Raw genomic sequence first — 22,407 nt, 5'->3', positions numbered from 1 at the left:
ATATTCATCCGCTCTTCCGATCTCCCTACTGTTGAGCACACCGAGAACGGCCCCACGGGGGGCCGGTGTTGAACCGGATGAGGGAGAGTTCGATGCGCGCGATCACGCAGAAGGAGTTCGGCGGCCCCGAGGCCATGGAGCTCGCCGAGGTGGAGCGCCCCGTGCCGGTGGGCGGCGAGGTGCTGGTGCGCGTGAAGGCCGCCGGGGTGAACCCGGTGGACGTGGCGGTGCGGGCCGGGGCGTTCCCGCTGCTGGGCGAGCCGCCGTTCACGGTGGGCTGGGACGTCTCCGGCGTGGTCGAGGAGGCCCCGGCCGGTGGCCGGTTCCGGGTGGGCGACGAGGTGTACGGGATGCCGTTCTTCCCGCGCTCGGCCGGCGCCTACGCCGAGTACGTCACCGCGCCGTCCCGCCAGCTGGCCCGCAAGCCCGCCACCCTGGACCACACCCAGGCCGCCGCACTGCCGCTGGCCGCGCTGACCGCCTGGCAGGGCCTGGTGGACGCGGCGGAGGTCGGCGAGGGCGACCGGGTGCTGATCCACCGTGCGGCCGGCGGCGTCGGCCACCTCGCCGTGCAGATCGCCAAGGCCCGCGGCGCGTACGTGATCGCCCTGGCCAGCGAGCCCAAGCACGCCTTCCTCAAGGAGATCGGCGCCGACGAGGTGATCGACTACCGGACCACCGACTACACCGAGGCGGTCCGGGACGTCGACGTGGTCTTCGACTCCTCCTCCGAGAACACCCGCGCCCTGAAGGTGCTCAAGCCGGGCGGCACCCTGGTCAGCATCATGGAGCACTGGGACCGGGAGCTCGCCGCCGCGATCGAGGCGGCCGGCCGCCGGTTCGCCGGCATCTTCGTGGAGCCCGACTACACCTCCCTGGAGGCGATCGCCGCCCTGGTCGACGAGGGCCGGATCCGCCCGCACATCGCCGAGGCGTTCCCGCTCGCCGAGGCCGCCCGGGCCCACGAGCTGGTCGCCTCCGGTACCGTCCAGGGCAAGGTCGTGCTGACCGTTGAGTGACGACAACCCCGGGGGCGGACGATGGACATCCTGACCGAGGCGCTGGCCTCGATGCGCACGGCGCACCCCGCGTCGGTGCGCACCGAGGGCCGCGCGCCCTGGGCCCTTCGGCTGCCCCCGGTGGCCGGGGCGGGCTTCCACGTGGTGCTGTACGGCACCTGCTGGATGGTCCCCGCCGACCCGGCCACCGGCGGTGAGCCCGTCCCGCTCAGCCCCGGGGACGTCATCTTCCTGCGGGACGGCCGCGGCCACGTGCTGGCCGACAGCCCGGACACCCCGCCCGTGGACGCCCGGGCCTGCCGGATCGACCACGACTCGCCGATCGGCACCCTGAGCATCGGCGGCGACGGCGCCCGCACCAGCCTGCTGTGCGGCAGCTACCACCTGGACCAGGGCCGCCCGCACCCGATGGTCCGCCAGCTGCCGGCCGTCATCCACCTGCCGACCCGGCACGGCCGCCACCCCGAACTGGCCGCCGCGGTGCAGCTGTTGGGCGCCGAGCTGGAGAACCCGCGGATCGGCTCGACCGGGATCGTCCCGGCCCTGATCGACTCGCTGCTGCTGTACGTCCTGCGGGCCTGGTTCGAGGACCAGCCCCCCGCGGCCGCCGCCGGCTGGGCGGCCGCCCTGCGGGACAGCGCGGTGGCGCCCGCCCTGACAGCCATCCACGAGGCCCCGGCGACCGCCTGGACGGTGGAGTCCCTGGCGGACCGGGCGGGCCTGTCCCGGGCCGCGTTCGCCCGCCGCTTCACCTCGATGGTGGGCGAGCCGCCGATGGCGTACCTGACCCGCTGGCGGATGACCACCGCCGCCCGGCTGCTGCGCGAGTCGGAGGCGCCGCTGACGGCGGTGGCCGCGCAGACCGGGTACGGCTCGGAGTACGCCTTCGCGAAGGCCTTCAAGCGGGAGTTCGGCCGGGCCCCCGGCGGCTACCGCCGGGAGGCCCGCGCCGCGTAGACCGCCGAGGGCTCTAGAACGGGAACGGCGCCCGGCCGTGCTGCACCGAGATCCACTTCACCGTGGTGAAGGCGTCCACCGTGGACTCCCCGTTGAGCCGGCCGACCCCGGAGTCCTTCTCCCCGCCGAACGGCACTCCGGGCTCGTCCGCGATGGTCCCGCCGTTGACGTGGACCATGCCGGTCTCGATCCGCTGGGCGACCCGCACCCCGCGCTCGACGTCCGCGGTGTGCACCGCGCCGCTGAGCCCGAAGGGCGTGTCGTTGGCGATCCGGACGGCCTCGTCCTCGCCGTCGAAGGGCACCAGCAGCGCCACCGGGCCGAAGAGTTCGCGCCGAAGGATGGGCGCGTCCTCGGCCAGGTCGGTGAGCACGGTGGGCGCCATGAGGCTGCCGGTCGTGTTCCCGCGCAGCAGCGCGGTGGCGCCGGCCGCGATCGCCTGGTCGACCTGGGCGTTGATCGCGTCGGCCTGGACGGAGTTGATCAACGGGCCGATGTGGGTGGCCGGGTCCCGGGGGTCGCCGACGGTCAGCGAGGCGGTCTTGGCGACGAACTTGTGGGTGAACTCGGCGAGCACGCTGCGGTCGACCAGCACCCGGTTGGCGGCCATGCAGACCTGGCCCTGGTGGACGAAGCGGCTGAACACGGCGGCGTCCACGGCGTAGTCGAGGTCGGCGTCGTCCAGCACGATCAGCGCGCTGTTGCCGCCGAGCTCCAGCACCGTCCGCTTGAAGTGGGCGGCGGCGACGGTGGCGACGTGCCGGCCGACATGGTCGGAGCCGGTGAAGGAGATCACCTTGGGCACCGGGTGCTCCAGGAAGCTGTCGCCGATCTCCGCGATGTCGGTGATGACCACGTTCAGCAGGCCGGGCGGAAGGCCCGCGTCCTCGAAGAGCTTGGCGATCAGGCTGCCGCCGACGACCGGGGTCTCCTGGTGCGGCTTGAGCACCACGCCGTTGCCGAGCGCGAGCGCCGGGGCGACGGCCTTGAGGGCCAGGAACAGGGGGAAGTTGAACGGGCTGATCACGCCGACCACGCCGACCGGCAGCCGGTGCAGGCGGTTCTCCTTGCCGGGCGCGGTGGAGGGCAGCAGCCGCCCCTCGGAGGCCACCGACAGGTGCAGGCACTCCCGCAGCATGTCCTTGACCAGGGACAGCTCGAAGCCGGCCTTGAGAGCGGTGCCGCCGAGCTCCGCCATGATCGCCCGGACGATCTCGTCCTCGCGCTCCTCGACCAGCCGCAGCGCGTGCTCGAAGACCAGCCGGCGCTGGTACGGGTTGGTGGCGGCCCAGCCGCGCTGGGCACGCTCGGCGGCGCGGTAGGCCCGGTCGACCTCGGCGACGGTGGCCACGGTGATGGTGGCCAGTTTGTCACCGGTGTACGGGTCGACGTCGACGATGTCCCAGGAGCCGCTGCCGCCGCACCATTCGCCGTCGATGTACTGCAGCGCCAACTCGGAGAAGTACGACATCTGATCCCTCTCGTGCCCGACCTGATGGGACCTCATCGTACTGACGTGTCAAAGCTCTTGGCGTACGGAGTGCAGAAGGTCGCGGGTCGCGCCGGGCGCCAGGCTCTCGGCGAGCAGCCCGTCCATCGCCTGCCGGTAGGAGGCGACCTCGGCGGGCTTGTCCAGGTAGAGCGCGGTGGTGAACTGCTCCAGGTAGACCACGTCGGAGAGTTCGGCCTCGCTGAAGCCCAGCACGCTGAACGCGCCGCTCTCGGCGCTCAGCGCGGGGCCGCCGAGCGGGCGCACCTGCAGCCGCACGTTGGGCAGTTCGGCGAGTTCGAGCAGCCGGTCGAGCTGGCCGCGCATCAGCTCCGGACCGCCCCAGGGACGGCGCAGCGCGGCCTCGTCGAGGACGGCGAGCAGCTCGGGCGGGTGTTCGGCGGTGAGCAGGTCCTGGCGCTTGCGGCGGACCTCGACCCGGCGTTCGATCTCCTCGTCCTGGAGGCCGTGGCAGCCGGCGGCGATGACGGCGCGGGCGTAGTCTGCAGTCTGCAGCAGCCCGTGGACGAACTGGACCTCGTAGCTGCGGATCTCGGCGGCGGCTTCCTCCAGGCCGAGGTAGTTCTGGAACCAGGCGGGCAGCACGTCGCCGTAGTCGTGCCACCAGGAGGTGGCGTTGGCCTCCCGGACGAGTCCGAGCACGTTGGCCCGTTCCTGTTCGGCGTCGACGCCGTAGAGGGTGAGGAGGTCGGCGACGTCGCGCTCCTTGAAGCCGACCCGGCCGAGTTCCATCCGGCTGATCTTGGACTCGGAGGCGCGGATCGAGTACCCGGCCTCCTCGCGGCTGACGCCTCTGGACTCGCGGAGCTTGCGCAGCTGGCTGCCGAGCAGCAGGCGCCGTACGGTGGCGCCTCCGCCTGCCTGAGTCGTGCCCATCGAAGTCAACCTCCGCACTCGCGCAGCCCCCCGGCCGTCGGCGGCAGTCTGCCACCTGGCACCGACGAACAACAGTCCGTCCCGGGGCGCGTTCCGGCCGCTGTGCGAAGGCTGGGAGGAAGCTGTGAGGCGGTTCGCGGGGCGGGTGCGAAGGCGCAGGTGGGAGCGCCGGTAAGAGGCGGGTGAGAGCGCAGGTGAGAAGCGCCTGGGAACGCGTCCCGAGCGCACGGGAAGAGCGCGGGAAGGTCCCGGGAAGCGCGGGGGAACGCGCGGGTACGGGTACGGGTGCGGGTACGCGACGGCGCCCGCCCTCCAACTGGTCGGGGAAGAGGGCAGGCGCCAGGAGACCGCGTTGGCCCGGCGACGCTGGCGGGGGCAGCGGGTTGAGCTCCCGGCGATGCGGCGCCGGGGGTTCGGGGTGGGGCCGGTCGGACCGTCAGGGCCCGTCAGACCACCAGCGGGCGGTCCGTGGGCCGGATCGGGGCGGGAAGCGGGGTCTTGCCGCCCAGGTACTTGTCCACCGCGGCGGCGGCCGAACGGCCTTCCGCGATGGCCCAGACGATCAGCGACTGGCCTCGGCCGGCGTCTCCGCAGACGTACACGCCATCGACATTGGTGGCGAACCGGCCGTCGCGGGCAATGTTACCGCGCGCGTCGAGGTCCACTCCCAGCTGCTCGACCAGCCCGTTCTTCACGTCCGTCCCGGTGAAGCCCATGGCCAGGGTGACCAGCTGCGCCGGGATGGCCCGCTCGGTGCCGGGCACGGGCTCGAACCGGCCGTCCTTGAACTCGACCTCGACGAGGTGCAGTTCCTGGACGTTGCCGTCCTCGTCGCCGCTGAGGTGGGTGGTGCTGACGGAGTAGACCCGCTCGCCGCCCTCCTCGTGCGCGGAGGTGACCTTGTAGGTCATCGGCATGGTGGGCCACGGCTGGTGCCCGGGCCGCTCCTCGCTGGGGCGCGGCATGATCTCCAGCTGGGTGACCGACAGGGCGCCCTGGCGGTGGGCGGTGCCGACGCAGTCCGCGCCGGTGTCGCCGCCGCCGATCACGACCACGTGCTTGCCCTTGGCGCTGATCGGCGAGTCGACGAGGTCGCCCTCCTGCACCTTGTTGGCCAGCGGCAGGTACTCCATGGCCTGGTGGACGCCCTTGAGCTCGCGTCCGGGCACCGGCAGGTCGCGGGCGGTGGTGGCGCCGGCGGCGACCACGACGGCGTCGAAGCGCTCGCGCAGCTGCTGCCCGGTGATGTCCTCGCCGACGTGCACGCCGGTGCGGAACCGGGTGCCCTCCGCGCGCATCTGCTCGATGCGGCGGTTGATGTGGCGCTTCTCCATCTTGAACTCGGGGATGCCGTAGCGCAGCAGTCCGCCGATGCGGTCGGCGCGTTCGTACACCACCACGGTGTGGCCGGCCCGGGTGAGCTGCTGGGCGGCGGCCAGGCCGGCCGGGCCGGAGCCGACGACGGCGACGGTCTTGCCGGAGAGCCGCTCGGGCACCTGCGGGGTGACCCCGCCGCGGTCCCAGGCCTTGTCGATGATGGTGACCTCGACGTTCTTGATGGTCACCGCGTCCTGGTTGATGCCGAGCACGCAGGCCGACTCGCAGGGCGCCGGGCACAGCCGCCCGGTGAACTCCGGGAAGTTGTTGGTGGCGTGCAGCCGCTCGATGGCGCCGGTGAAGTCGTCGCGGTAGGCGAGGTCGTTCCACTCGGGGATGAGGTTCCCGAGCGGGCAGCCGTTGTGGCAGAACGGGATGCCGCAGTCCATGCAGCGGCCGGCCTGCTTGGTGATGATCGGCAGGAGGCTGCGCTCGACGTAGACCTCGTTCCAGTCCCGGATGCGAACGTCCACGGGCCGGCGCTCGGCCAGCTGCTTGGGCGTGGTCAGGAAGCCCTTGGGGTCAGCCATGTGCCGCCTCCATCATCTTGCGAGTGGTCTCGGCCTCGGAGAGGCCATCGCGCTCAGCGGCGTCCTTGGCGGCGAGCACTGCCTTGTAGTCGGTCGGCATGATCTTGGAGAAGCGGGAGACCCCGCTGCCCCAGTCGGCCAGGAGCTCGGCGGCGACGGTGGAGCCGGTCTCCTCGTAGTGCTGCTGCACGGTCTCGCGCAGCCAGTCGCGGTCGGCGGCGGCGGGGGCCTCGATGCCCACCATGCCGTCGTTGACGTTGGCGGGGCGCAGGTCCAGGACGTACGCGATGCCGCCGGACATGCCGGCCGCGAGGTTGCGTCCGGTCTCGCCGAGGATGACGACCCGGCCGCCGGTCATGTACTCCAGGCCGTGGTCGCCGACGCCCTCGACGACGAGCGTCGCGCCGGAGTTGCGGACGGCGAAGCGCTCGCCGGCCTTGCCGCGCAGGTGGATCCGGCCGGAGGTGGCGCCGTAGCCGATGGTGTTCCCGGCGATCACGTGGTTCTGGGCGTCGTTGCCGATGGCCGCGGCCTCGCGCGCCGGGCGCACCACGACCACGCCGCCGGAGAGGCCCTTGCCGACGTAGTCGTTGGCGTCGCCCTCCAGCCGCAGGGTGATCCCCTTGGGCAGGAAGGCGCCGAAGGACTGTCCGGCCGAGCCGGTGAAGGTGACGTCGATCGTCCCCTCCGGCAGGCCCTCGCCGCGGTACCGCTTGGTGACCTCGTGGCCGAGCATGGTGCCGACGGTGCGGTTGACGTTGCGGATCGGCAGCGAGAGCCGGACCGACTCGCCACGCTCCAGGGCGTCCTGGGCCAGCTCGATCAGCTGGTTGTCGAGGGCCTTGTCCAGGGCGTGGTCCTGGTCGGTGGTGCGGTGGCGGGCGGCGCCCTCGGGCAGTTCGGGCACGTGGAACAGCGGAGCCAGGTCGAGCCCGGCGGCCTTCCAGTGGTCGATCGCGGCCCGGGCGTCGATGTGCTCGGCGCGGCCGACGGCCTCCTCGATCGAGCGGAAGCCCAGCGAGGCCAGGATCTCCCGGACCTCCTCGGCGATGAACTCGAAGAAGTTGACGACGAACTCGGGCTTGCCGGAGAAGCGCTCGCGCAGCAGCGGGTTCTGGGTGGCGACGCCGACCGGGCAGGTGTCCAGGTGGCAGACGCGCATCATGATGCAGCCGGAGACGACCAGCGGGGCGGTGGCGAAGCCGAACTCCTCGGCGCCGAGCAGCGCGGCGATGACCACGTCGCGGCCGGTCTTCAGCTGGCCGTCGGTCTGGACCACGATGCGGTCGCGCAGCCCGTTGAGCAGCAGGGTCTGCTGGGTCTCGGCGAGGCCGAGCTCCCAGGGGCCGCCCGCGTGCTTGAGCGAGGTGAGCGGCGAGGCGCCGGTACCGCCGTCGTGTCCGGAGACCAGGACGACGTCGGCGTGCGCCTTGGACACGCCGGCCGCGACCGTCCCGACGCCGACCTCGGACACCAGCTTCACGTGGATGCGGGCGGCCGGGTTGGCGTTCTTGAGGTCGTGGATCAGCTGGGCCAGGTCCTCGATCGAGTAGATGTCGTGGTGCGGCGGCGGGGAGATCAGGCCGACGCCCGGGGTGGAGTGCCGGGTCCGGGCGACCCACGGGTACACCTTGTGGCCGGGCAGCTGGCCGCCCTCGCCGGGCTTGGCGCCCTGGGCCATCTTGATCTGGATGTCGTCGGCGTTGACCAGGTACTCGGAGGTGACGCCGAACCGGCCCGAGGCGACCTGCTTGATCGCCGAGCGGCGCTCGGGGTCGTACAGGCGGTCCGGGTCCTCGCCGCCCTCACCGGTGTTGGACTTGCCGCCGAGGCGGTTCATCGCGATGGCGAGGGTCTCGTGGGCCTCGCGGGAGATCGAGCCGTACGACATGGCGCCGGTGGAGAACCGCTTGACGATCTCGGAGACCGGCTCGACCTCCTCGACCGGGATCGGCTCGCGGCCGAGGCCGTCCAGCTGGAACAGGCCGCGCAGCGTCATCAGGCGCTCGGACTGCTCGTTCACCCGGTCGGTGTACTGCTTGAAGATGTCGTACCGGCGGTTGCGGGTGGAGTGCTGCAGCCGGAAGACGGTGTCCGGGTCGAACAGGTGCGGCTCGCCCTCGCGGCGCCACTGGTACTCGCCGCCGATCTCCAGGGCGCGGTGGGCGGCCGGGATGCCGGAGGCCGGGTACGCCTTGGCGTGCCGGGCGGCGGTCTCGCGGGCGATCTCCTCCAGGCCTATGCCGCCGAGCTTGGTGGTGGTGCCGGCGAAGTAGCCGTCGACCAGCTCCTGGGAGAGGCCGATGGCCTCGAAGACCTGGGCGCCGCGGTAGGAGGCGACGGTGGAGATGCCCATCTTGGACATCACCTTGAGGACGCCCTTGCCGAGTGCCTTGATCAGGTTCTTGATCGCCTTCTCGGGCTCGATGCCGTCGACGCCCCCCTGGTTCAAGAACGTGCCCTGCGCGACGAGGTCCTCGACCGACTCCATCGCCAGGTACGGGTTGACCGCGCCGGCGCCGTAGCCGATCAGCAGGGCGACGTGGTGCACCTCACGGACGTCACCGGCCTCGACCAGCAGCGACACCTGGGTGCGCTGCTTGGTGCGGATCAGGTGGTGGTGGATGGCGGAGGTGAGCAGCAGCGAGGGGATCGGGGCGTGCTCGGCGTCGGAGTGCCGGTCGGAGAGCACGATGATCCGGGCGCCGTCGGCGATCGCGGCGTCGGCCTCGGCGGCGATCGCGGCCAGGCGCGCGGCCAGGCCCTCGCCGCCGCTGGCGACCTTGTAGAGGCCGGACAGGGTGACGGCCTTCAGCCCCGGCTGGTCGCCGTCGGCGTTGATGTGGACGAGCTTGGCCAGCTCGTCGTTGTCGATCACCGGGAAGGTGATGCCGACCGAGCGGCAGGAGGCGGCCTCGGCGGTCAGCAGGTTGCCCTCGGGGCCGAGGTTGGACAGCAGCGAGGTGACGAGCTCCTCGCGGATGGCGTCCAGCGGCGGGTTGGTGACCTGCGCGAAGAGCTGAACGAAGTAGTCGAACAGCAGGCGCGGCTTCTCGCTCAGGGCGGCGATCGGCGAGTCGGTGCCCATCGAGCCGAGGGCCTCGGCGCCGGTGCGGGCCATCGGCGCGAGGATGACGCGCAGCTCCTCCTCGGTGTAGCCGAAGGTCTGCTGGCGGCGGGTGACGGAGGCGTGGGTGTGGGCGATGTGCTCGCGCTCGGGGAGCTTGGCGAGCTGGATCTGCCCGGCGGTGACCCACTCCTCGTAGGGGTGCTCGGCGGCCAGGGCGGCCTTGATCTCCTCGTCCGGGACGATCCGGTTCTCGTTGAGGCAGACCAGGAACATCTTGCCGGGCTGCAGGCGGCCCTTCTGGACGACCTTCTGCTGGTCGATGTCGAGGACGCCGACCTCGGAGGAGAGCACGACCAGGCCGTCCTCGGTGACCCAGTAGCGGGCCGGGCGCAGGCCGTTGCGGTCGAGCACGGCGCCGATCCGGGTGCCGTCGGTGAAGGTGACGCAGGCCGGGCCGTCCCAGGGCTCCATCAGGTTGGAGTGGTACTGGTAGAACGCACGGCGGGCCGGGTCCATGGTGGCGTGGTTCTCCCACGCCTCCGGGATCATCATCAGCACCGAGTGCGGCAGCGAGCGGCCGCCGAGGTGGAGCAGCTCCAGGACCTCGTCGAAGGAGGCGGAGTCGGAGTGGTCCGGGGTGCAGATCGGGAAGATCCGCTCCAGACCCTGCCCGTTGCGGTTGGCGGGGATGAGGTCGGTCGCGAGCTGGGACTCCCGGGCGCGCATCCAGTTGCGGTTGCCCTTGACCGTGTTGATCTCGCCGTTGTGCGCGACGAAGCGGTACGGGTGGGCGAGCGGCCAGCTCGGGAAGGTGTTGGTGGAGAACCGCGAGTGCACCAGGCCGATGGCGGACGCGTAGGTGCGGTCCGACAGGTCGGGGAAGAAGGGCTCCAGCTGGCCGGTGGTCAGCATGCCCTTGTAGACGATGGTGCGGGCGGAGAGCGACGGGAAGTACACGCCGGCCTCGCGCTCGGCCCGCTTGCGGACGACGAAGGCGATGCGGTCCAGCTCGATGCCGGCCAGTCCGTCCTTCGCGAGGAAGAGCTGCCGGAACCGGGGCATCACGCTGCGCGCGGTGGCGCCGAGCAGGTCCGGGGTGACCGGCACGTCGCGCCAGCCGAGGACGGTCAGGTCCTCTTCCGCGGCGATCGCCTCGATCTGTGCGACGGCGGCGGCAGCGGCGCCGTCCTCGTCGGGCAGGAAGGCGATCCCGACGGCGTAGGAGCCGGCGGCCGGGAGCTCGAAGGAGACCTTGCCGCGCAGGAAGGCGTCCGGGATCTGGGTCAGGATGCCCGCGCCGTCGCCGGAGTCCGGCTCGGCGCCGGTGGCGCCGCGGTGCTCCAGGTTGCGCAGGACGTTCAGCGCCTGCTCGACGATCGTGTGGTCGGCGATGCCGGTCAGCGTGGCGACGAAACCGACGCCACAGGCGTCGTGCTCGTTTCGCGGGTCGTACAGGCCCTGAGCAGCAGGTCGCGCATCCGGCACGAGCGCGTACGGCTGGCGGGCGGCGCCGGCCTGGGGCTCGTTGGCGGAGTGCATGGATGCAGACAGCATCGGCTCTCCCGTCGTCGTCTTTCGGCAAGTTGGTGCAAGTAGGGACGACGTTGGCCCTGATGCGATGGTGCGGTGTCGTGCAAGTTACATGGTTGCCCAGGATCCCGAGAAGCGGAATATCCCGTCCACATGCCGGGACGGACGCGCAGGTCAGGGGACTGGAAGAAGAGGACGTGCCACAGTGCACGTCCCGACGATTGTGCCCAACGACCCTCGGCCCGAAACAGGGGCGAAACCGGATCGCCACAAAGGCCGATCATGGACGCCTGGGAATCCATTCCGGGAGGGGGCCCGGCGGATGCGAATCCGCGGCTGCGAGCGCCGGATGATGAGACGATGCCGGGCAGCGCGCCACGTCCATGTGTGAAACGTCACGCACTGCGCGGCATAACCATGCAGTTCCGTCGGCCGTCCGGCGGCCGTCCGCGGACCACCGACTACCCGACGTGCCCGCCGATCAGCACGCCGAGCAGGTACGTCACACCGGCCGCGGCCCCGCCCAGCACCAGCTGCCGCAGCCCGCTGAACCACCAGCTGCGGGCCGTCACCCGGGCCACCACGGCGCCGCAGCCGAACAGGCCGAGCGCCGCGAGCACCACCGCGGGCAGCAGCGACGCGGCCCCCAGCAGGTACGGCAGCAGCGGCAGCAGCGCACCGAGCGCGAAGCACAGGAAGGACGAGCCGGCCGCGACCAGCGGCGAGGGCAGGTCCGTGGGGTCGATCCCCAGCTCCTCCCGCGCGTGGATCTCCAGCGCCAGCTCGGGGTCCCGGGACAGCTGCCGGGCCACCTCGTGGGCGAGCTCCGGCTCGACCCCGCGCGAGACGTACAGCTGCGCCAGCTCGGCGAGCTCGCCGTGCGGGTTGCGGCTCAGCTCCAGCCGCTCGGCCTCGATCTCGGCCTGCACCAGCTCCCGCTGCGAGGCCACCGAGGTGTACTCCCCCGCCGCCATCGAGCAGGCGCCGGCCGCCAGGCCCGCCAGCCCGGTGAGGATCACCGTGCCGTTGGACGCCGCCCCGCCGACCACGCCGGTCATCAGCGCGAAGTTGGACACCAGGCCGTCCACCGCGCCGAACACCGCGGGCCGCAGCCAGCCGCCGTTGACGTCCCGGTGGTGGTCGGCCGCGGGTATCCGCGGGTGCTGGGCCGGCTCGGCTTCCAGGGTGCTCGCAGTCACGGTTCTACCCCTCCGTCTTCGTTCGTCGCCCCGAAGGTAGCCCGCCTGACCTGGGCATTTCCAGCAAGATAAGGCTTCCCGAACGATGCTGAGGCTGCCCTTCGCAAGTCTCGCGAAGGGCAGCCTCAGTCAGCGGAAGTGCCTGCTCAGACGGGGTTCTCGGCGTCCTTGCCGGTCTTCTCGGCCACCGTGGAGGCCGTGACGGCCGGCTGCGGTTCCGCTTCCCCGCCCCCGTCGCCGTCCACGATCCGGGACGGCTTCTCCCCGTCCACCGTCTCGCTCGGCTCCTCGCCCTTCGCCCTGCCCCCGGCGGCCTTCTCGTCGGCGGCCTTCTTCCCGGCCGGCTCCTCCTCGGTCTGCTCCGCCTCGGCGTGCGCCGCCGGGTCGATGCTCGCCGGGTCCTCGCGCCCGGGCCGCTTCTTCCCGACGACCACGAAGTACGTCACGGCGCCGATGAACACCACGATCGACGTCCAGTCGTTGAGCCGCAGGCCGAAGTAGACGTGCGCCTCGTCGATGCGCAGCCACTCGGTCCAGAACCGGCCCACCGTGTACGCGGCCACGTACACCGCGAAGGCCCGGCCGTGCCCCAGCTTCCAGCGCCGGTCGGCCCAGATCACCAGCAGCACGACGGCCAGGTCCCAGATCGACTCGTAGAGGAAGGTCGGGTGGAAGACGCCGTTCACCACCTCGCCGTCGGGCAGCGTCTTGTGGATCTCCAGGCCCCACGGCAGCGTGGTCGCCCGCCCGTACAGCTCCTGGTTGAAGTAGTTGCCCCAGCGGCCCATCGCCTGCGCGAGCACGATGCCCGGGGCGATGGCGTCGGCGTACGCGGGCAGCGGCACGCCCCGGCGGCGGCAGCCGATCCAGGCGCCGACCGCGCCCAGCGCGACCGCGCCCCAGATCCCGAGGCCGCCCTCCCAGATCTTGAAGGCGTTCCAGGGGTTCTTGCCCTCGCCGAAGTACAGCTGGTGGTCGGTGATCACGTGGTACAGCCGACCGCCGACCAGGCCGAACGGCACGGCCCAGACGGCGATGTCACCGACGGTGTGCTTGGCACCGCCCCGGGCGACCCAGCGCTTGCTGCCGAGCCAGACGGCGGCGACGACCCCGAGGATGATGCAGAAGGCGTAGGCGCGCAGCGGGATCGGTCCGAGGTAGAGGACGCCCCGCGACGGGCTGGGAATGTAGGCGATATCCATGGCAGTTCCGACGCTACAGGGTCCGGCACCCCCCTCGGGCACCCCCGGGGTCACAGAAACCGAACAACGGAGGCCGTCGCCCCCTCCCGCCGGGACGGGGCGACGGCGGCGCGGCGGCTCAGCCCGCCGTCGGTGACGGGTTGTTGGCCTCCGAAGCGGCGGCGGTGGGCGCCGGGGTCTGCCCGTTCGAGCCCGCCGTGCCCAGCTGCTTGCCCTGGTTGGCGGCGTCCACCCACTTCACCAGGTTCGCCGGGGTGATGTCCTCGTCGCCGTTCTTCGGGTAGATCGGCTTGCCGTTGAGCAGCACGGTCGGGGTCGACTTGTAGCTGGACTTGTCGAAGTCCTGCTGCACCGCCGACACCCACCCGCCGTACTTGTTGTCGTTGACGCAGGCCTGGAACTCGGGCGTGTCCAGCCCGTTCACCTGCTTCGCCAGGTTGAGCAGCACCGCCTTGTTGCCGAAGGCGTCGTTGGTCTCGTCCGGCTGGTTGCGGTACAGCACGTCGTGGAAGTCCCGGAAGTGCCCGGCGTCCTGGGCGCAGCCCAGCGCGTTGGCGCCGTTCTTGGAGCCCTTGCCCGGCAGCGACCGGTCGATGAAGGAGACGATGTGGGCGTTGGTGTAGATCTTCCCGGCGTCCTCCAGCTGGTCGATGGTCGCCGCGAACTCACGCTCGAACATGCCGCAGGCCGGACAGCGCGGGTCCTCGTACACCGTGAGGACGGACGGCGCATTGCTCGCGCCGACCGGGACCACCAGGTTCTTGTCGCCGGTCGTCCCGGCCGGGGCGGCGGTCGGGGTCTCCGGCTTGGAGCGCTGGTTCTGGACCACGACGCCGGTGGCCACCGCGGCGACGATCACCGCGAACACGGCCCCGCCGACGATCAGCTTCTTCCTGCGCCGGGAGGTGGCCTCCTCGGCCGCCCGCTGCTCCAGCATCCGCTCGCGGGCGGTGCGCTTGCCTTCTCGGTTCTTCTCGCTCATTGCGTTGACATCCACGGTCGGGGAGCCTTCGTCTGGTGCGGGGATGGGAGGGGCCGGACGGTTCAGCTCGCCAGCCAGCCGTCGGCCGAGAGCCGGGTGCGGGGCCGCCACAGCAGCCACCCGGCCAGCAGCAGGAACCCGGTGTCGCGCAGGATCTCCTGGAGGTACTCGGTCTGCGAGGCGTCGACGTGCCCGCCGCCGCCGAAGCAGCCGCAGTCGATCGAGATGCCGCGCGCCCAGGCCGAGGCGATCCCGGAGACGAAGGTGAGCAGCAGCAGCGCGGAGACCCCGGCCACCAGCCGGACCCCGATCCCGGTCACCAGCAGCAGGGCCAGCGCCAGCTCCAGGAAGGGCAGCCCGTAGCCGATCGGCTTGACCAGGCCCTCGGGAAGGATCTCGTACGCCCGGACGGCCTGGGCGGCCTCCGCCGGATCGGCGATCTTGGCCAGCCCGGCCCACCCCCAGACCACCGCCAGGCCGAGCCGCGCGGCCGTGCCCACCCACTCGCTCCAGACCGGCAGCGGCTGCCGCACCGACGACTCGGGTGCGGAGTCACCTGGCTGCACTGCCGGGCCGGCCATCAGGGAACCCCCGTCGGGAAACTCGTTCACTTCCTGATGAACCGTAAGGGATGAAGGGCAGTTCCTCCGGATTCAGGAATTAAGCCGGACGAGTGACGTTCTGTCCGATTCCATCGAACATCCCTGCCTCACCGGCACCCCGGCAGCCGCCCCGGATCGAACAGCTCCGACCGCCCCTCGCGCTGCGTCCCGGCCGCCCGCTCCGCCGCGTCCCAGCGCGCCGCCTCCGCACAGGCCACCGCGTCCCGCTCCGCCCGCTCGGCCCCCCGCTTGGCCAGCGCCTGCCCCACGACGGTGTGCGCGCCGACGGCGGCGCCCAGGGCCAGCGCGGCAGCCGCCGCCCGCAGCAGCACGGCCCGATGAAGACCCGCCACCGGCGCTCACCCCTTCGCTCGCTCGGCTACCCCCGTACACGTTGTCCGTGCACTCGTCCCTCCAGTCAACGCCGGTCAACCCCGCCTGATGCGTGTCGCCTTCAGGGTTCACCCGTTCGGGGCCGCCCCGAAGCTGACGGCGGGGAACCGGGCCCGCGCAGCGGAACGGCCCGCCACCCCTTCGAGGGTGGCGGGCCGTCAGCCGGAGCCCTCAGCGCCTGCGCACGCCGGCCGCGAGCTCGCCGGCGAGCGCCCGGACACCGTCCAGGGCCGCCGCCTCGTCGTCGCCGGCCTCCAGGATCCGCTTCACGAACGCCGACCCCACGATCACCCCGTCCGCGAACCGGGCGACCTCCGCCGCCTGCTCCGCGTTCGAGACCCCGAGTCCGACGCACACCGGCAGGTCCGTGGTGGCCCGGGTGCGGGCGACCAGGTCCTCGGCCAGCGATCCGACCGCCGACCGGGTGCCGGTCACGCCCATCACCGCGGCCGCGTAGACGAAGCCGCTGCCCGCGGCGGTGACCTCGGCCAGTCGCGCGTCCTTGCTGCTGGGGGCGACCACGAACACGGTGTCCAGCCCGTGCTCGTCCGCCGCCTTGCGCCACTCCTCGGACTCCTCCACCGGCAGGTCTGGCAGGATGCAGCCCGCCCCGCCCGCCGCGGCGAGGTCGGCCGCGAAGCGCGCCACCCCGTAGCGGTCGACCGGGTTCCAGTACGTCATCACCAGCACCGGCGTCCCGGGGTGCGCGGCGGCGACCTCCTGGACGGTGCGCAGCACGTCCTTGATCCGCACCCCGCCGCGCAGCGCGATGTCGTCGGCGGTCTGGATGACGGCGCCGTCCAGGACCGGGTCGGAGTGCGGCAGCCCGATCTCCACGACGTCGCAGCCGCCCTCGATCAGCGCGCCGACCGCCCGGATCCCGCTGTCGACGGTGGGGAACCCGGCCGGGAGGTAGCCGATCAGCGCGGCCCGGCCCTCGGCCCCGGCGGCCGCCAGACGGACACTGAGCTTGCTGGCCGTGAGCTTCGAAGCCATCATCACTTACCCCCCTCGGCCCGGTCGCCGGCCGGCTCGTCGTACAGCCCGAAGTACTGGGCCGCGGTGTGCATGTCCTTGTCCCCGCGCCCGGAGAGCGAGACCAGGACGACCGCCTCCGGCCCGAGCTCGCGGCCCAGCTCCAGGGCGCCGGCGAGCGCGTGGGCGCTCTCGATGGCCGGGATGATGCCCTCGGTGCGGGACAGCAGGCGCAGCGCCTGCATGGCCGCGTCGTCCGTCACCGGCCGGTACTCGGCCCGTCCGGTGTCCTTCAGCCAGGCGTGCTCCGGGCCGACGCCCGGGTAGTCGAGCCCGGCCGAGATGGAGTGCGACTCGATGGTCTGTCCGTCCTCGTCCTGGAGGACGTACGTCCGGGAGCCGTGCAGCACTCCCGGGTCGCCCTTGGTGAGGGTGGCGGCGTGCTTGGGGGTGTCGGCGCCCTCGCCGGCCGCCTCGCAGCCGATCAGCCGCACTCCGGCGTCGGGGATGAACTCGTGGAAGATCCCCATCGCGTTGGAGCCGCCGCCCACGCAGGCGACGACCGCGTCGGGCAGCCGCCCGGTGCGGTCGAGCACCTGCTGCCGGGCCTCGACGCCGATGATCCGGTGGAAGTCGCGGACCATCATCGGGAAGGGGTGCGGCCCGGCGACGGTCCCGAACAGGTAGTGGGTGGAGTCGACGTTGGCGACCCAGTCGCGGAAGGCCTCGTTGATGGCGTCCTTGAGCGTGCGGCTGCCGGACTTGACGGCGACCACCTCGGCGCCGAGCATCCGCATCCGGGCGACGTTGAGCGCCTGGCGCTCGGTGTCGACCTCGCCCATGTAGATGGTGCAGTCGAAGCCGAACAGGGCGCAGGCGGTGGCGGTGGCCACCCCGTGCTGGCCGGCGCCGGTCTCGGCGATGATCCGGGTCTTGCCCATCCGCTTGGTGAGCAGTGCCTGGCCCAGCACGTTGTTGATCTTGTGCGAGCCGGTGTGGTTGAGGTCCTCGCGCTTGAGCAGGATGCGCGCGCCGCCCGCTTCGGCGGAGAAGCGGTGCACGTCGGTCAGCGGGCTCGGGCGGCCGGTGTAGTCCTTCAGCAGCCCGTCGAGCTCGGCGGCGAAGGCCGGGTCGGCCTTGGCCTTCTCGTACTCCTCGGCGACCTGTTCGACCGCGGCGACCAGCGCCTCGGGGATGAAGCGGCCGCCGTACGCGCCGAAGTAGCCGCGGGCGTCCGGCACCTGGGCGCCGGGCGGGTAGTCCTTCTCGGACATGGTGGTTTCCCTTGCGGAGATGGATGACGGTGACGTCTGATCGGCTGGGTTCAGCCGTACGTCCCGCGCCATCGCCGCCCCGGCACCTGGCCCGGCTCGCAGCCGATCACGTACCGCACCCGACGCCCCAGCACCCGGCGTGCGGGCGCGCGGCAGCCGCGCGGGCGGCAGCCGGGGGCGAGTCGGGTGGCGATCTTCATCCGGCCGCGTCAGTCCTTGTGCCGGACGGCGGGGTGGGCGCCGGCGGCGACCAGGTCGGCGACCGCGGCACGCGGGTCCTTGCCGGTCACCAGCGACTCGCCGACCAGCACCGCGTCGGCGCCGAGGTTGGCGTAGTTGATCACGTCGAGCGGGCCGCGCACACCGGACTCGGCGACCTTGACGACGCCGTCCGGGATGGCGTGCACCACGTTCTCGAACGTGCTGCGGTCGACCTCCAGGGTCTTCAGGTTGCGGGCGTTGACGCCGATGATCCGCGCCCCGGCGTCCACCGCTCGCTTGATCTCGTCCTCGTCGTGCACCTCGACCAGCGGGGTGAGGCCGATCGACTCCGCGCGCTCGATCAGCGACACCAGGGCCGGCTGCTCCAGGGCGGCGACGATCAGCAGCGCGAGGTCGGCGCCGTGGGCGCGGGCCTCCCACAGCTGGTAGGCGGTGACGATGAAGTCCTTGCGCAGCACCGGGGTGTCCACCGCGGCACGCACCGCGTCCAGGTCGGCGAGCGACCCGCCGAAGCGGCGCTGCTCGGTCAGCACGCTGATCGCGGCGGCACCGCCGGCCGCGTAGTCGCGGGCCAGGGCGGCCGGGTCGGCGATCGAGGCCAACGCGCCCTTGGACGGGCTGGAGCGCTTCACCTCGCAGATCACCCGGACCCCGTCGCCCTTGAGGGCGGCGACGCCGTCCTTGGCCTCCGGGGCCTTGGCCGCGAGCGCCTTGAGCTCGTCCAGGGAGACCCGGGCCTGCCGCTCGGCGAGGTCCTCGCGGACCCCTTCGATGATCGAGTCGAGCACACTCACTCAGGAGCCCCCATCATTTCTGCTGGTTCGCCAGCGCGAGCCGGACGGGCGGGGGCCCGTCGGCACTTCGATGGTATCGGCACCCGGGACGCGCAGCGCATCCGCCCGGTACGCGTCTCGCGGACCGGGACGCTCCCCGCGACGGCTCCCAGCTGCGGCTTCACCGGCCCTCCACCGGCTTTCCGCCGGTGCCGGGAGCCGACCGGGGTCGTTCAGAGCACCGGCGGCGCCAGCCCCGCCCCGATGGGCAGGTTGCGCACCACCTCGAACACCAGCACCAGCAGGCCGATCAGCGCCCAGCGCCGGGCCCCGACCGAGACCCGGACCGGCGGTCCGAGGGTCAGCGCGGCCCAGCCCCAGCGCAGCCAGAGCACCCCCAGGACGCCGAACAGCAGGACGGCCACCGCGTTGTCGTGCAGCGCGCCGGTCAGGTCCCCGTGGGCCAGCGCGTGGACGCAGCGCAGGCCCCCGCAGCCGGGGCACCACCAGCCGGTGGCGGCGAGGAAGGGGCAGTCGGGGTAGTGCCCGGGGGCGTTCGGGTCCACCACCGCGACGTACCCGGCGGGGACGGCCACCGCCGCCAGCGCGGCCAGCGGCGGGCCCGTCCGGCGCAGCACGGGCGGTGGGGCGGGGGCGGTGGGAGCGGCGTTCACGCCCCGATTGTGCCCTCGCCGGGCCCGGACAGAACGAAACGGCGGGCGTGGCGCGCCCGCCGTTCGGGTGTACGAATCCTCGGCGGTCCGAGGTCCGTACCGGGAGTACCGGGAGTACCGGGAGTACCGGGAGTACCGGCCGTCGTCAGGCGGCGACGGTCGTGCGGGCCTCGATGGCCGCCTTGCGCGCCGCGGTCTGCTCCTCGACCGACTTGTAGACGTTGGTGCTGGGCTGCTTGCCCATGCCCGCCATCGACATGGCCTTGCCGACGATGCCGCCCACGAGGACGACCGCCAGACCGGCCCAGACCAGCAGCGGCGACGGCAGGATCATCGCGACACCCGCGATGCCGAAGCCGACGAAGGAGATGACGACGCCGGTCCAGGCGGCGGGGTTGTGACCGTGTGCAGCTGCTGACATCGATGGTGCTCCTAGGCTCTCGGGGCCCGGCCGGGCCTGCGGGGCCGCCGGCGGGTTGACGGGTTCCATTGTGCCGGGCCACACACAGGCGCCCCAAAGCGGGTGGCTGGTCTATCGCGTCACACCCGCCGGTCGGGCGGTCGGGCGTCAGACGGCGGTCGGGTCCTCGCCGCGGTCCAGGGCCTTCCACAGGTCACCCGGGGTGTCGGCCTTCGCCGGGGCCTTGCGGGTCGGCGCCTCGTAGCGGCTGCCCATGGCCGGCCAGCCACGGCCGTGGCGCAGGATGATCAGCCCGGCCACGGCCAGCAGCAGCCCGCCGGCCAGGGCGACCCAGGGCCAGGCGGTGTGCGACACCTCGGTGGCGGTCGAGCCGGCCAGCGCCAGCTTGCCGGAGGCGGCGGAGTCCAGCGCGGCGGTGTCCGAGGCCCCGGCCACCGAGGCGGCGGCCGCGCCGAGCCCGGCCAGCAGGGTCAGCACGCCGACCGCGAGCCGCCCGACGCCGCGCACCGCGAACACCGCGACGGCCGCGGCCAGGCCCACCAGGGCCAGCCCACCGGGCAGTTCGGAGATCTTGCCGCCGGTGACGGACACGTCCAGGGTGCCGGCCCGGCCCTCGGCCCAGACCCGCCCGGCCGCGGTCAGCACCAGCACGGCACTCAGCACGGTCAGCAGCAGCATCACGCCGAGGGTGCGGCGGCCGGCCGCGGGCGCGGCGGGAGCGGTGGGGGCGGGGGTCCGGTCTGCAGCGGTCACCCGTCCACTATCCCCCGGGCCACGTGCTACGCCGTACCCGGGGTGGGGAACCCGTCCGTCCGCAGCACCACCGTGCGCCCGCCCAGCGGCAGGAACAGGTCGTTGCCGAAGGGCACCCGCTCGGCCTCGTGGTACGCCCCGCCGGGCGCCGGCGCGGTGTGCACGGTACAGGCCGCGGCCGCCGGGTCGACCACCACATACAGCGGCACTCCGCTCTCCGCGCAGGCCCGCGCCCAGGCGTGGTCCCGGCCCGGGTGCGACACCTCCAGCACCGCCTCCACGTCGGAGGCGGCGTACCGGCCCCGGACGTGGTGGACGGCGTCCGGGGCGATCACCGCCAGGTCCGGGGCGAGCGGCCCGTGCGCGGCCGGGAAGTCGAGCAGGACCTGGGACAACACCCGCCCCCGGCCCCCGAGTTCCTCCCTGATCTGCACGGCGGCGGCGAGCACGACCTCCCAGCGCAGCTCGTCGTACGGCACCTCGGCCATCCCGGCCGCCTCCTCACGCCTCAGGACAGTTCCGGCCTCCGCAGCGTATTGGCGGTGGCGACGGCCCGCAGCACGGCGGCCGCCTTGTTGCGGCACTCGGTGTCCTCTCCGTGCGGGTCCGAGTCGGCGACCACGCCCGCGCCCGCCTGCACGTACGCCCTGCCGTCGCGCAGCACCGCGGTGCGGATCGCGATCGCGGTGTCCGAGTCCCCGGCGAAGTCCAGGTAGCCCACGCAGCCGCCGTACAGGCCGCGCCGGGTCGGCTCCAGCTCCTCGATGATCCGCATCGCCCGGGGCTTGGGCGCGCCGGAGAGGGTGCCGGCCGGGAAGCAGGCGGTGAGCACGTCGAAGGCGCTGCGCCCCGGGGCGACCCTGCCGGTCACCGTCGAGACGATGTGCATCACGTGGCTGTAGCGCTCGATCTGCATGAAGTCGACCACCTCGACGCTGCCCGGTTCGCAGACCCGCCCCAGGTCGTTGCGGCCGAGGTCGACCAGCATCAGGTGCTCGGCCCGCTCCTTGGGGTCGGCGAGCAGCTCGGCGGCCAGCGCCGCGTCCTCGTGCGGGGTGGCGCCGCGGTGCCGGGTCCCGGCGATCGGGTGCAGCATCGCCTCGCCGTCGGCCACCTTGACGAGCGCCTCCGGGCTGGAGCCGACCACGTCGAAGCCTCCCTCGGCGCCGCCGTCCGGCCCGGGGAAGCGGAACAGGTACATGTACGGGCTGGGGTTGGTGGTGCGCAGAACGCGATAGACGTCCAGCGCGGAGGCCGGGCAGGGCGCCTCGAACCGCTGCGAGGGCACCACCTGGAAGGCCTCGCCGGCCCGGATCCGCTCCTTGACCTCCTCCACGGCGGCCCGGTACGGCGCCCCGCCGAACGGCGAGTGCACCTCGCCGGGGCCGGCCGGGGTGAAGGTCGCCAGGCCCGGGTCGACCGGCTTCAGCAGGCCGGCCTCCATCGCGTCCAGGCGGGCCACCGCGTCCGCGTAGGCCTCGTCCACGCCGCTGGCCAGGTCGTTGTGGTTGACGGCGTTGGCGATCAGCAGCACCGTGCCGTCCAGGTGGTCGAGCACCGCGAGGTCGGTGGCGAGCAGCATGGTCAGCTCGGGCAGCCGGAGGTCGTCCGGGTTGAGGTCGGGCAGCTTCTCCAGACGGCGGACGATGTCGTACCCGAGGTAGCCGACCAGGCCGCCGGTCAGCGGTGGCAGGCCGTCGTCGGCGCGGCGCGGGGTGTGCAGGGCCGCCAGGGCGGCGCGCAGCACCTCCAGCGGGTCGCCGTCGGTGGGGATGCCCACCGGCGGGGTGCCGAGCCAGCGGGCCCCGCCCTCCGGGCCGGTCGTCAGCACGGCGGCGCTGCGCACGCCCACGAAGGAGTAGCGCGACCAGACGCCCTGCTCGGCGGATTCCAGCAGGAAGGTGCCGGGCCGTTCCTCGGCGAGGCTGCGGTAGAGGCCGATCGGGGTGAGGCCGTCCGCGAGGAGCCTGCGGGTGACGGGGATGACCCGGGTGTCGACGGCGAGCTTGCGGAAGGCTTCGAGGTCCATGCGGGGCGGCACCTTCTGGAGTTCGGGCGGGTTCTTGGG

20 protein-coding genes are annotated in these 22,407 nt (G+C 72.7%); 2 read left to right on the top strand and 18 right to left on the bottom strand.

Features of this window, described 5'->3' with window-relative positions; all coding sequences use genetic code 11:
• Positions 1–92 precede the first annotated feature (92 nt).
• Positions 93–1,019: an NADP-dependent oxidoreductase gene (locus tag ACFV1W_RS16565; RefSeq protein WP_380417149.1), complete on the top strand. Its 927-nt coding sequence runs from the start codon at positions 93–95 to the stop codon at positions 1,017–1,019.
• Positions 1,020–1,040: 21 nt separating this feature from the next.
• Entirely contained in the window at positions 1,041–1,976 is a 936-nt protein-coding gene (locus ACFV1W_RS16560) for an AraC family transcriptional regulator (protein ID WP_380417147.1), read from the top strand.
• A gap of 13 nt (positions 1,977–1,989) precedes the next feature.
• Here ACFV1W_RS16560 and ACFV1W_RS16555 read toward each other — a convergent pair whose 3' ends face one another.
• The 18 genes from ACFV1W_RS16555 to ACFV1W_RS16470 form a co-directional block, all read right to left on the bottom strand.
• Positions 1,990–3,447 carry an aldehyde dehydrogenase family protein gene (locus tag ACFV1W_RS16555; protein ID WP_380417146.1) on the bottom strand — a complete coding sequence of 486 codons (1,458 nt, stop codon included), beginning with the start codon at positions 3,445–3,447 and terminating at the stop codon, positions 1,990–1,992.
• 48 nt (positions 3,448–3,495) lie between these two features.
• On the bottom strand, positions 3,496–4,362 hold the full coding sequence (locus tag ACFV1W_RS16550; protein ID WP_380417145.1) for a helix-turn-helix domain-containing protein: 867 nt from the start codon (positions 4,360–4,362) through the stop codon (positions 3,496–3,498).
• A gap of 446 nt (positions 4,363–4,808) precedes the next feature.
• Positions 4,809–6,269 (bottom strand): glutamate synthase subunit beta, encoded by a 1,461-nt coding sequence (locus tag ACFV1W_RS16545; RefSeq protein ID WP_380417144.1) that lies wholly within the window; start codon positions 6,267–6,269, stop codon positions 4,809–4,811.
• The gene (gene gltB, locus ACFV1W_RS16540) at positions 6,262–10,878 is read right to left on the bottom strand and encodes a glutamate synthase large subunit (protein ID WP_380417223.1); all 4,617 of its coding nucleotides are present in this window, start codon (positions 10,876–10,878) and stop codon (positions 6,262–6,264) included. Before gltB ends, ACFV1W_RS16545 begins: the two co-directional genes overlap by 8 nt.
• A 452-nt stretch (positions 10,879–11,330) precedes the next feature.
• A complete protein-coding gene (locus ACFV1W_RS16535) occupies positions 11,331–12,053 on the bottom strand; it encodes a VIT1/CCC1 transporter family protein (protein WP_380417221.1) in 723 nt (240 codons plus the stop codon).
• Positions 12,054–12,214: 161 nt separating this feature from the next.
• Complete coding sequence (lgt, locus tag ACFV1W_RS16530) at positions 12,215–13,270, bottom strand: prolipoprotein diacylglyceryl transferase (RefSeq protein WP_380417142.1); 1,056 nt, start codon at positions 13,268–13,270, stop codon at positions 12,215–12,217.
• 118 nt (positions 13,271–13,388) lie between these two features.
• On the bottom strand, positions 13,389–14,252 hold the full coding sequence (locus ACFV1W_RS16525) for a DsbA family protein (RefSeq protein WP_380417141.1): 864 nt from the start codon (positions 14,250–14,252) through the stop codon (positions 13,389–13,391).
• A gap of 62 nt (positions 14,253–14,314) precedes the next feature.
• Entirely contained in the window at positions 14,315–14,863 is a 549-nt protein-coding gene (locus ACFV1W_RS16520; RefSeq protein ID WP_380417139.1) for a MauE/DoxX family redox-associated membrane protein, read from the bottom strand.
• Between the two features lie 98 nt (positions 14,864–14,961).
• A complete protein-coding gene (locus tag ACFV1W_RS16515; protein ID WP_380417137.1) occupies positions 14,962–15,207 on the bottom strand; it encodes a hypothetical protein in 246 nt (81 codons plus the stop codon).
• Positions 15,208–15,418: 211 nt separating this feature from the next.
• Entirely contained in the window at positions 15,419–16,246 is an 828-nt protein-coding gene (gene trpA / locus ACFV1W_RS16510) for a tryptophan synthase subunit alpha (RefSeq protein WP_380417135.1), read from the bottom strand.
• Complete coding sequence (gene trpB / locus ACFV1W_RS16505) at positions 16,246–17,496, bottom strand: tryptophan synthase subunit beta (RefSeq protein WP_380417133.1); 1,251 nt, start codon at positions 17,494–17,496, stop codon at positions 16,246–16,248. The genes trpA and trpB overlap by 1 nt, the downstream gene beginning before the upstream one ends.
• Positions 17,497–17,546: 50 nt before the next feature.
• Positions 17,547–17,696 (bottom strand): tryptophan biosynthesis modulator TrpM, encoded by a 150-nt coding sequence (gene trpM / locus ACFV1W_RS16500; protein WP_380417131.1) that lies wholly within the window; start codon positions 17,694–17,696, stop codon positions 17,547–17,549.
• 9 nt (positions 17,697–17,705) lie between these two features.
• Positions 17,706–18,512 carry an indole-3-glycerol phosphate synthase TrpC gene (trpC, locus tag ACFV1W_RS16495; RefSeq protein WP_030281917.1) on the bottom strand — a complete coding sequence of 269 codons (807 nt, stop codon included), beginning with the start codon at positions 18,510–18,512 and terminating at the stop codon, positions 17,706–17,708.
• A 212-nt stretch (positions 18,513–18,724) separates the two neighbouring features.
• Positions 18,725–19,165 (bottom strand): DUF2752 domain-containing protein, encoded by a 441-nt coding sequence (locus ACFV1W_RS16490; protein WP_380417129.1) that lies wholly within the window; start codon positions 19,163–19,165, stop codon positions 18,725–18,727.
• Positions 19,166–19,310: 145 nt separating this feature from the next.
• A complete protein-coding gene (locus ACFV1W_RS16485) occupies positions 19,311–19,586 on the bottom strand; it encodes an HGxxPAAW family protein (RefSeq protein WP_380417127.1) in 276 nt (91 codons plus the stop codon).
• Between the two features lie 147 nt (positions 19,587–19,733).
• The gene (locus ACFV1W_RS16480) at positions 19,734–20,339 is read right to left on the bottom strand and encodes a TIGR02234 family membrane protein (protein ID WP_380417125.1); all 606 of its coding nucleotides are present in this window, start codon (positions 20,337–20,339) and stop codon (positions 19,734–19,736) included.
• A 26-nt stretch (positions 20,340–20,365) separates the two neighbouring features.
• Positions 20,366–20,827, bottom strand: a complete 462-nt coding sequence (locus tag ACFV1W_RS16475; RefSeq protein ID WP_380417123.1) for a Uma2 family endonuclease — start codon at positions 20,825–20,827, stop codon at positions 20,366–20,368.
• A 20-nt stretch (positions 20,828–20,847) separates the two neighbouring features.
• Positions 20,848–22,368: an anthranilate synthase component I gene (locus ACFV1W_RS16470; RefSeq protein WP_380417121.1), complete on the bottom strand. Its 1,521-nt coding sequence runs from the start codon at positions 22,366–22,368 to the stop codon at positions 20,848–20,850.
• Between the last annotated feature and the right edge of the window lie 39 nt (positions 22,369–22,407).

Source organism: Kitasatospora sp. NPDC059648 (genome assembly GCF_042734825.1).
GTDB lineage: Bacteria > Actinomycetota > Actinomycetes > Streptomycetales > Streptomycetaceae > Kitasatospora.
Note: the sequence above shows the minus strand (reverse complement) of the source record. Positions and strands in the feature narration are given on the sequence as shown.

Coding starts and splice junctions, on each gene's coding strand:
- ACFV1W_RS16470 (WP_380417121.1), bottom strand. CDS start 22,368: ATGGACCTCGAAGCCTTCCGCAAGCTCGCCGTCGACACCCGGGTCATC.
- trpA (WP_380417135.1), bottom strand. CDS start 16,246: ATGATGGCTTCGAAGCTCACGGCCAGCAAGCTCAGTGTCCGTCTGGCG.
- ACFV1W_RS16560 (WP_380417147.1), top strand. CDS start 1,041: ATGGACATCCTGACCGAGGCGCTGGCCTCGATGCGCACGGCGCACCCC.
- ACFV1W_RS16525 (WP_380417141.1), bottom strand. CDS start 14,252: ATGAGCGAGAAGAACCGAGAAGGCAAGCGCACCGCCCGCGAGCGGATG.
- ACFV1W_RS16550 (WP_380417145.1), bottom strand. CDS start 4,362: ATGGGCACGACTCAGGCAGGCGGAGGCGCCACCGTACGGCGCCTGCTG.
- ACFV1W_RS16475 (WP_380417123.1), bottom strand. CDS start 20,827: ATGGCCGAGGTGCCGTACGACGAGCTGCGCTGGGAGGTCGTGCTCGCC.
- gltB (WP_380417223.1), bottom strand. CDS start 10,878: ATGCACTCCGCCAACGAGCCCCAGGCCGGCGCCGCCCGCCAGCCGTAC.
- ACFV1W_RS16565 (WP_380417149.1), top strand. CDS start 93: ATGCGCGCGATCACGCAGAAGGAGTTCGGCGGCCCCGAGGCCATGGAG.
- trpB (WP_380417133.1), bottom strand. CDS start 17,496: ATGTCCGAGAAGGACTACCCGCCCGGCGCCCAGGTGCCGGACGCCCGC.
- ACFV1W_RS16545 (WP_380417144.1), bottom strand. CDS start 6,269: ATGGCTGACCCCAAGGGCTTCCTGACCACGCCCAAGCAGCTGGCCGAG.
- ACFV1W_RS16485 (WP_380417127.1), bottom strand. CDS start 19,586: ATGTCAGCAGCTGCACACGGTCACAACCCCGCCGCCTGGACCGGCGTC.
- lgt (WP_380417142.1), bottom strand. CDS start 13,270: ATGGATATCGCCTACATTCCCAGCCCGTCGCGGGGCGTCCTCTACCTC.
- trpM (WP_380417131.1), bottom strand. CDS start 17,696: ATGAAGATCGCCACCCGACTCGCCCCCGGCTGCCGCCCGCGCGGCTGC.
- ACFV1W_RS16555 (WP_380417146.1), bottom strand. CDS start 3,447: ATGTCGTACTTCTCCGAGTTGGCGCTGCAGTACATCGACGGCGAATGG.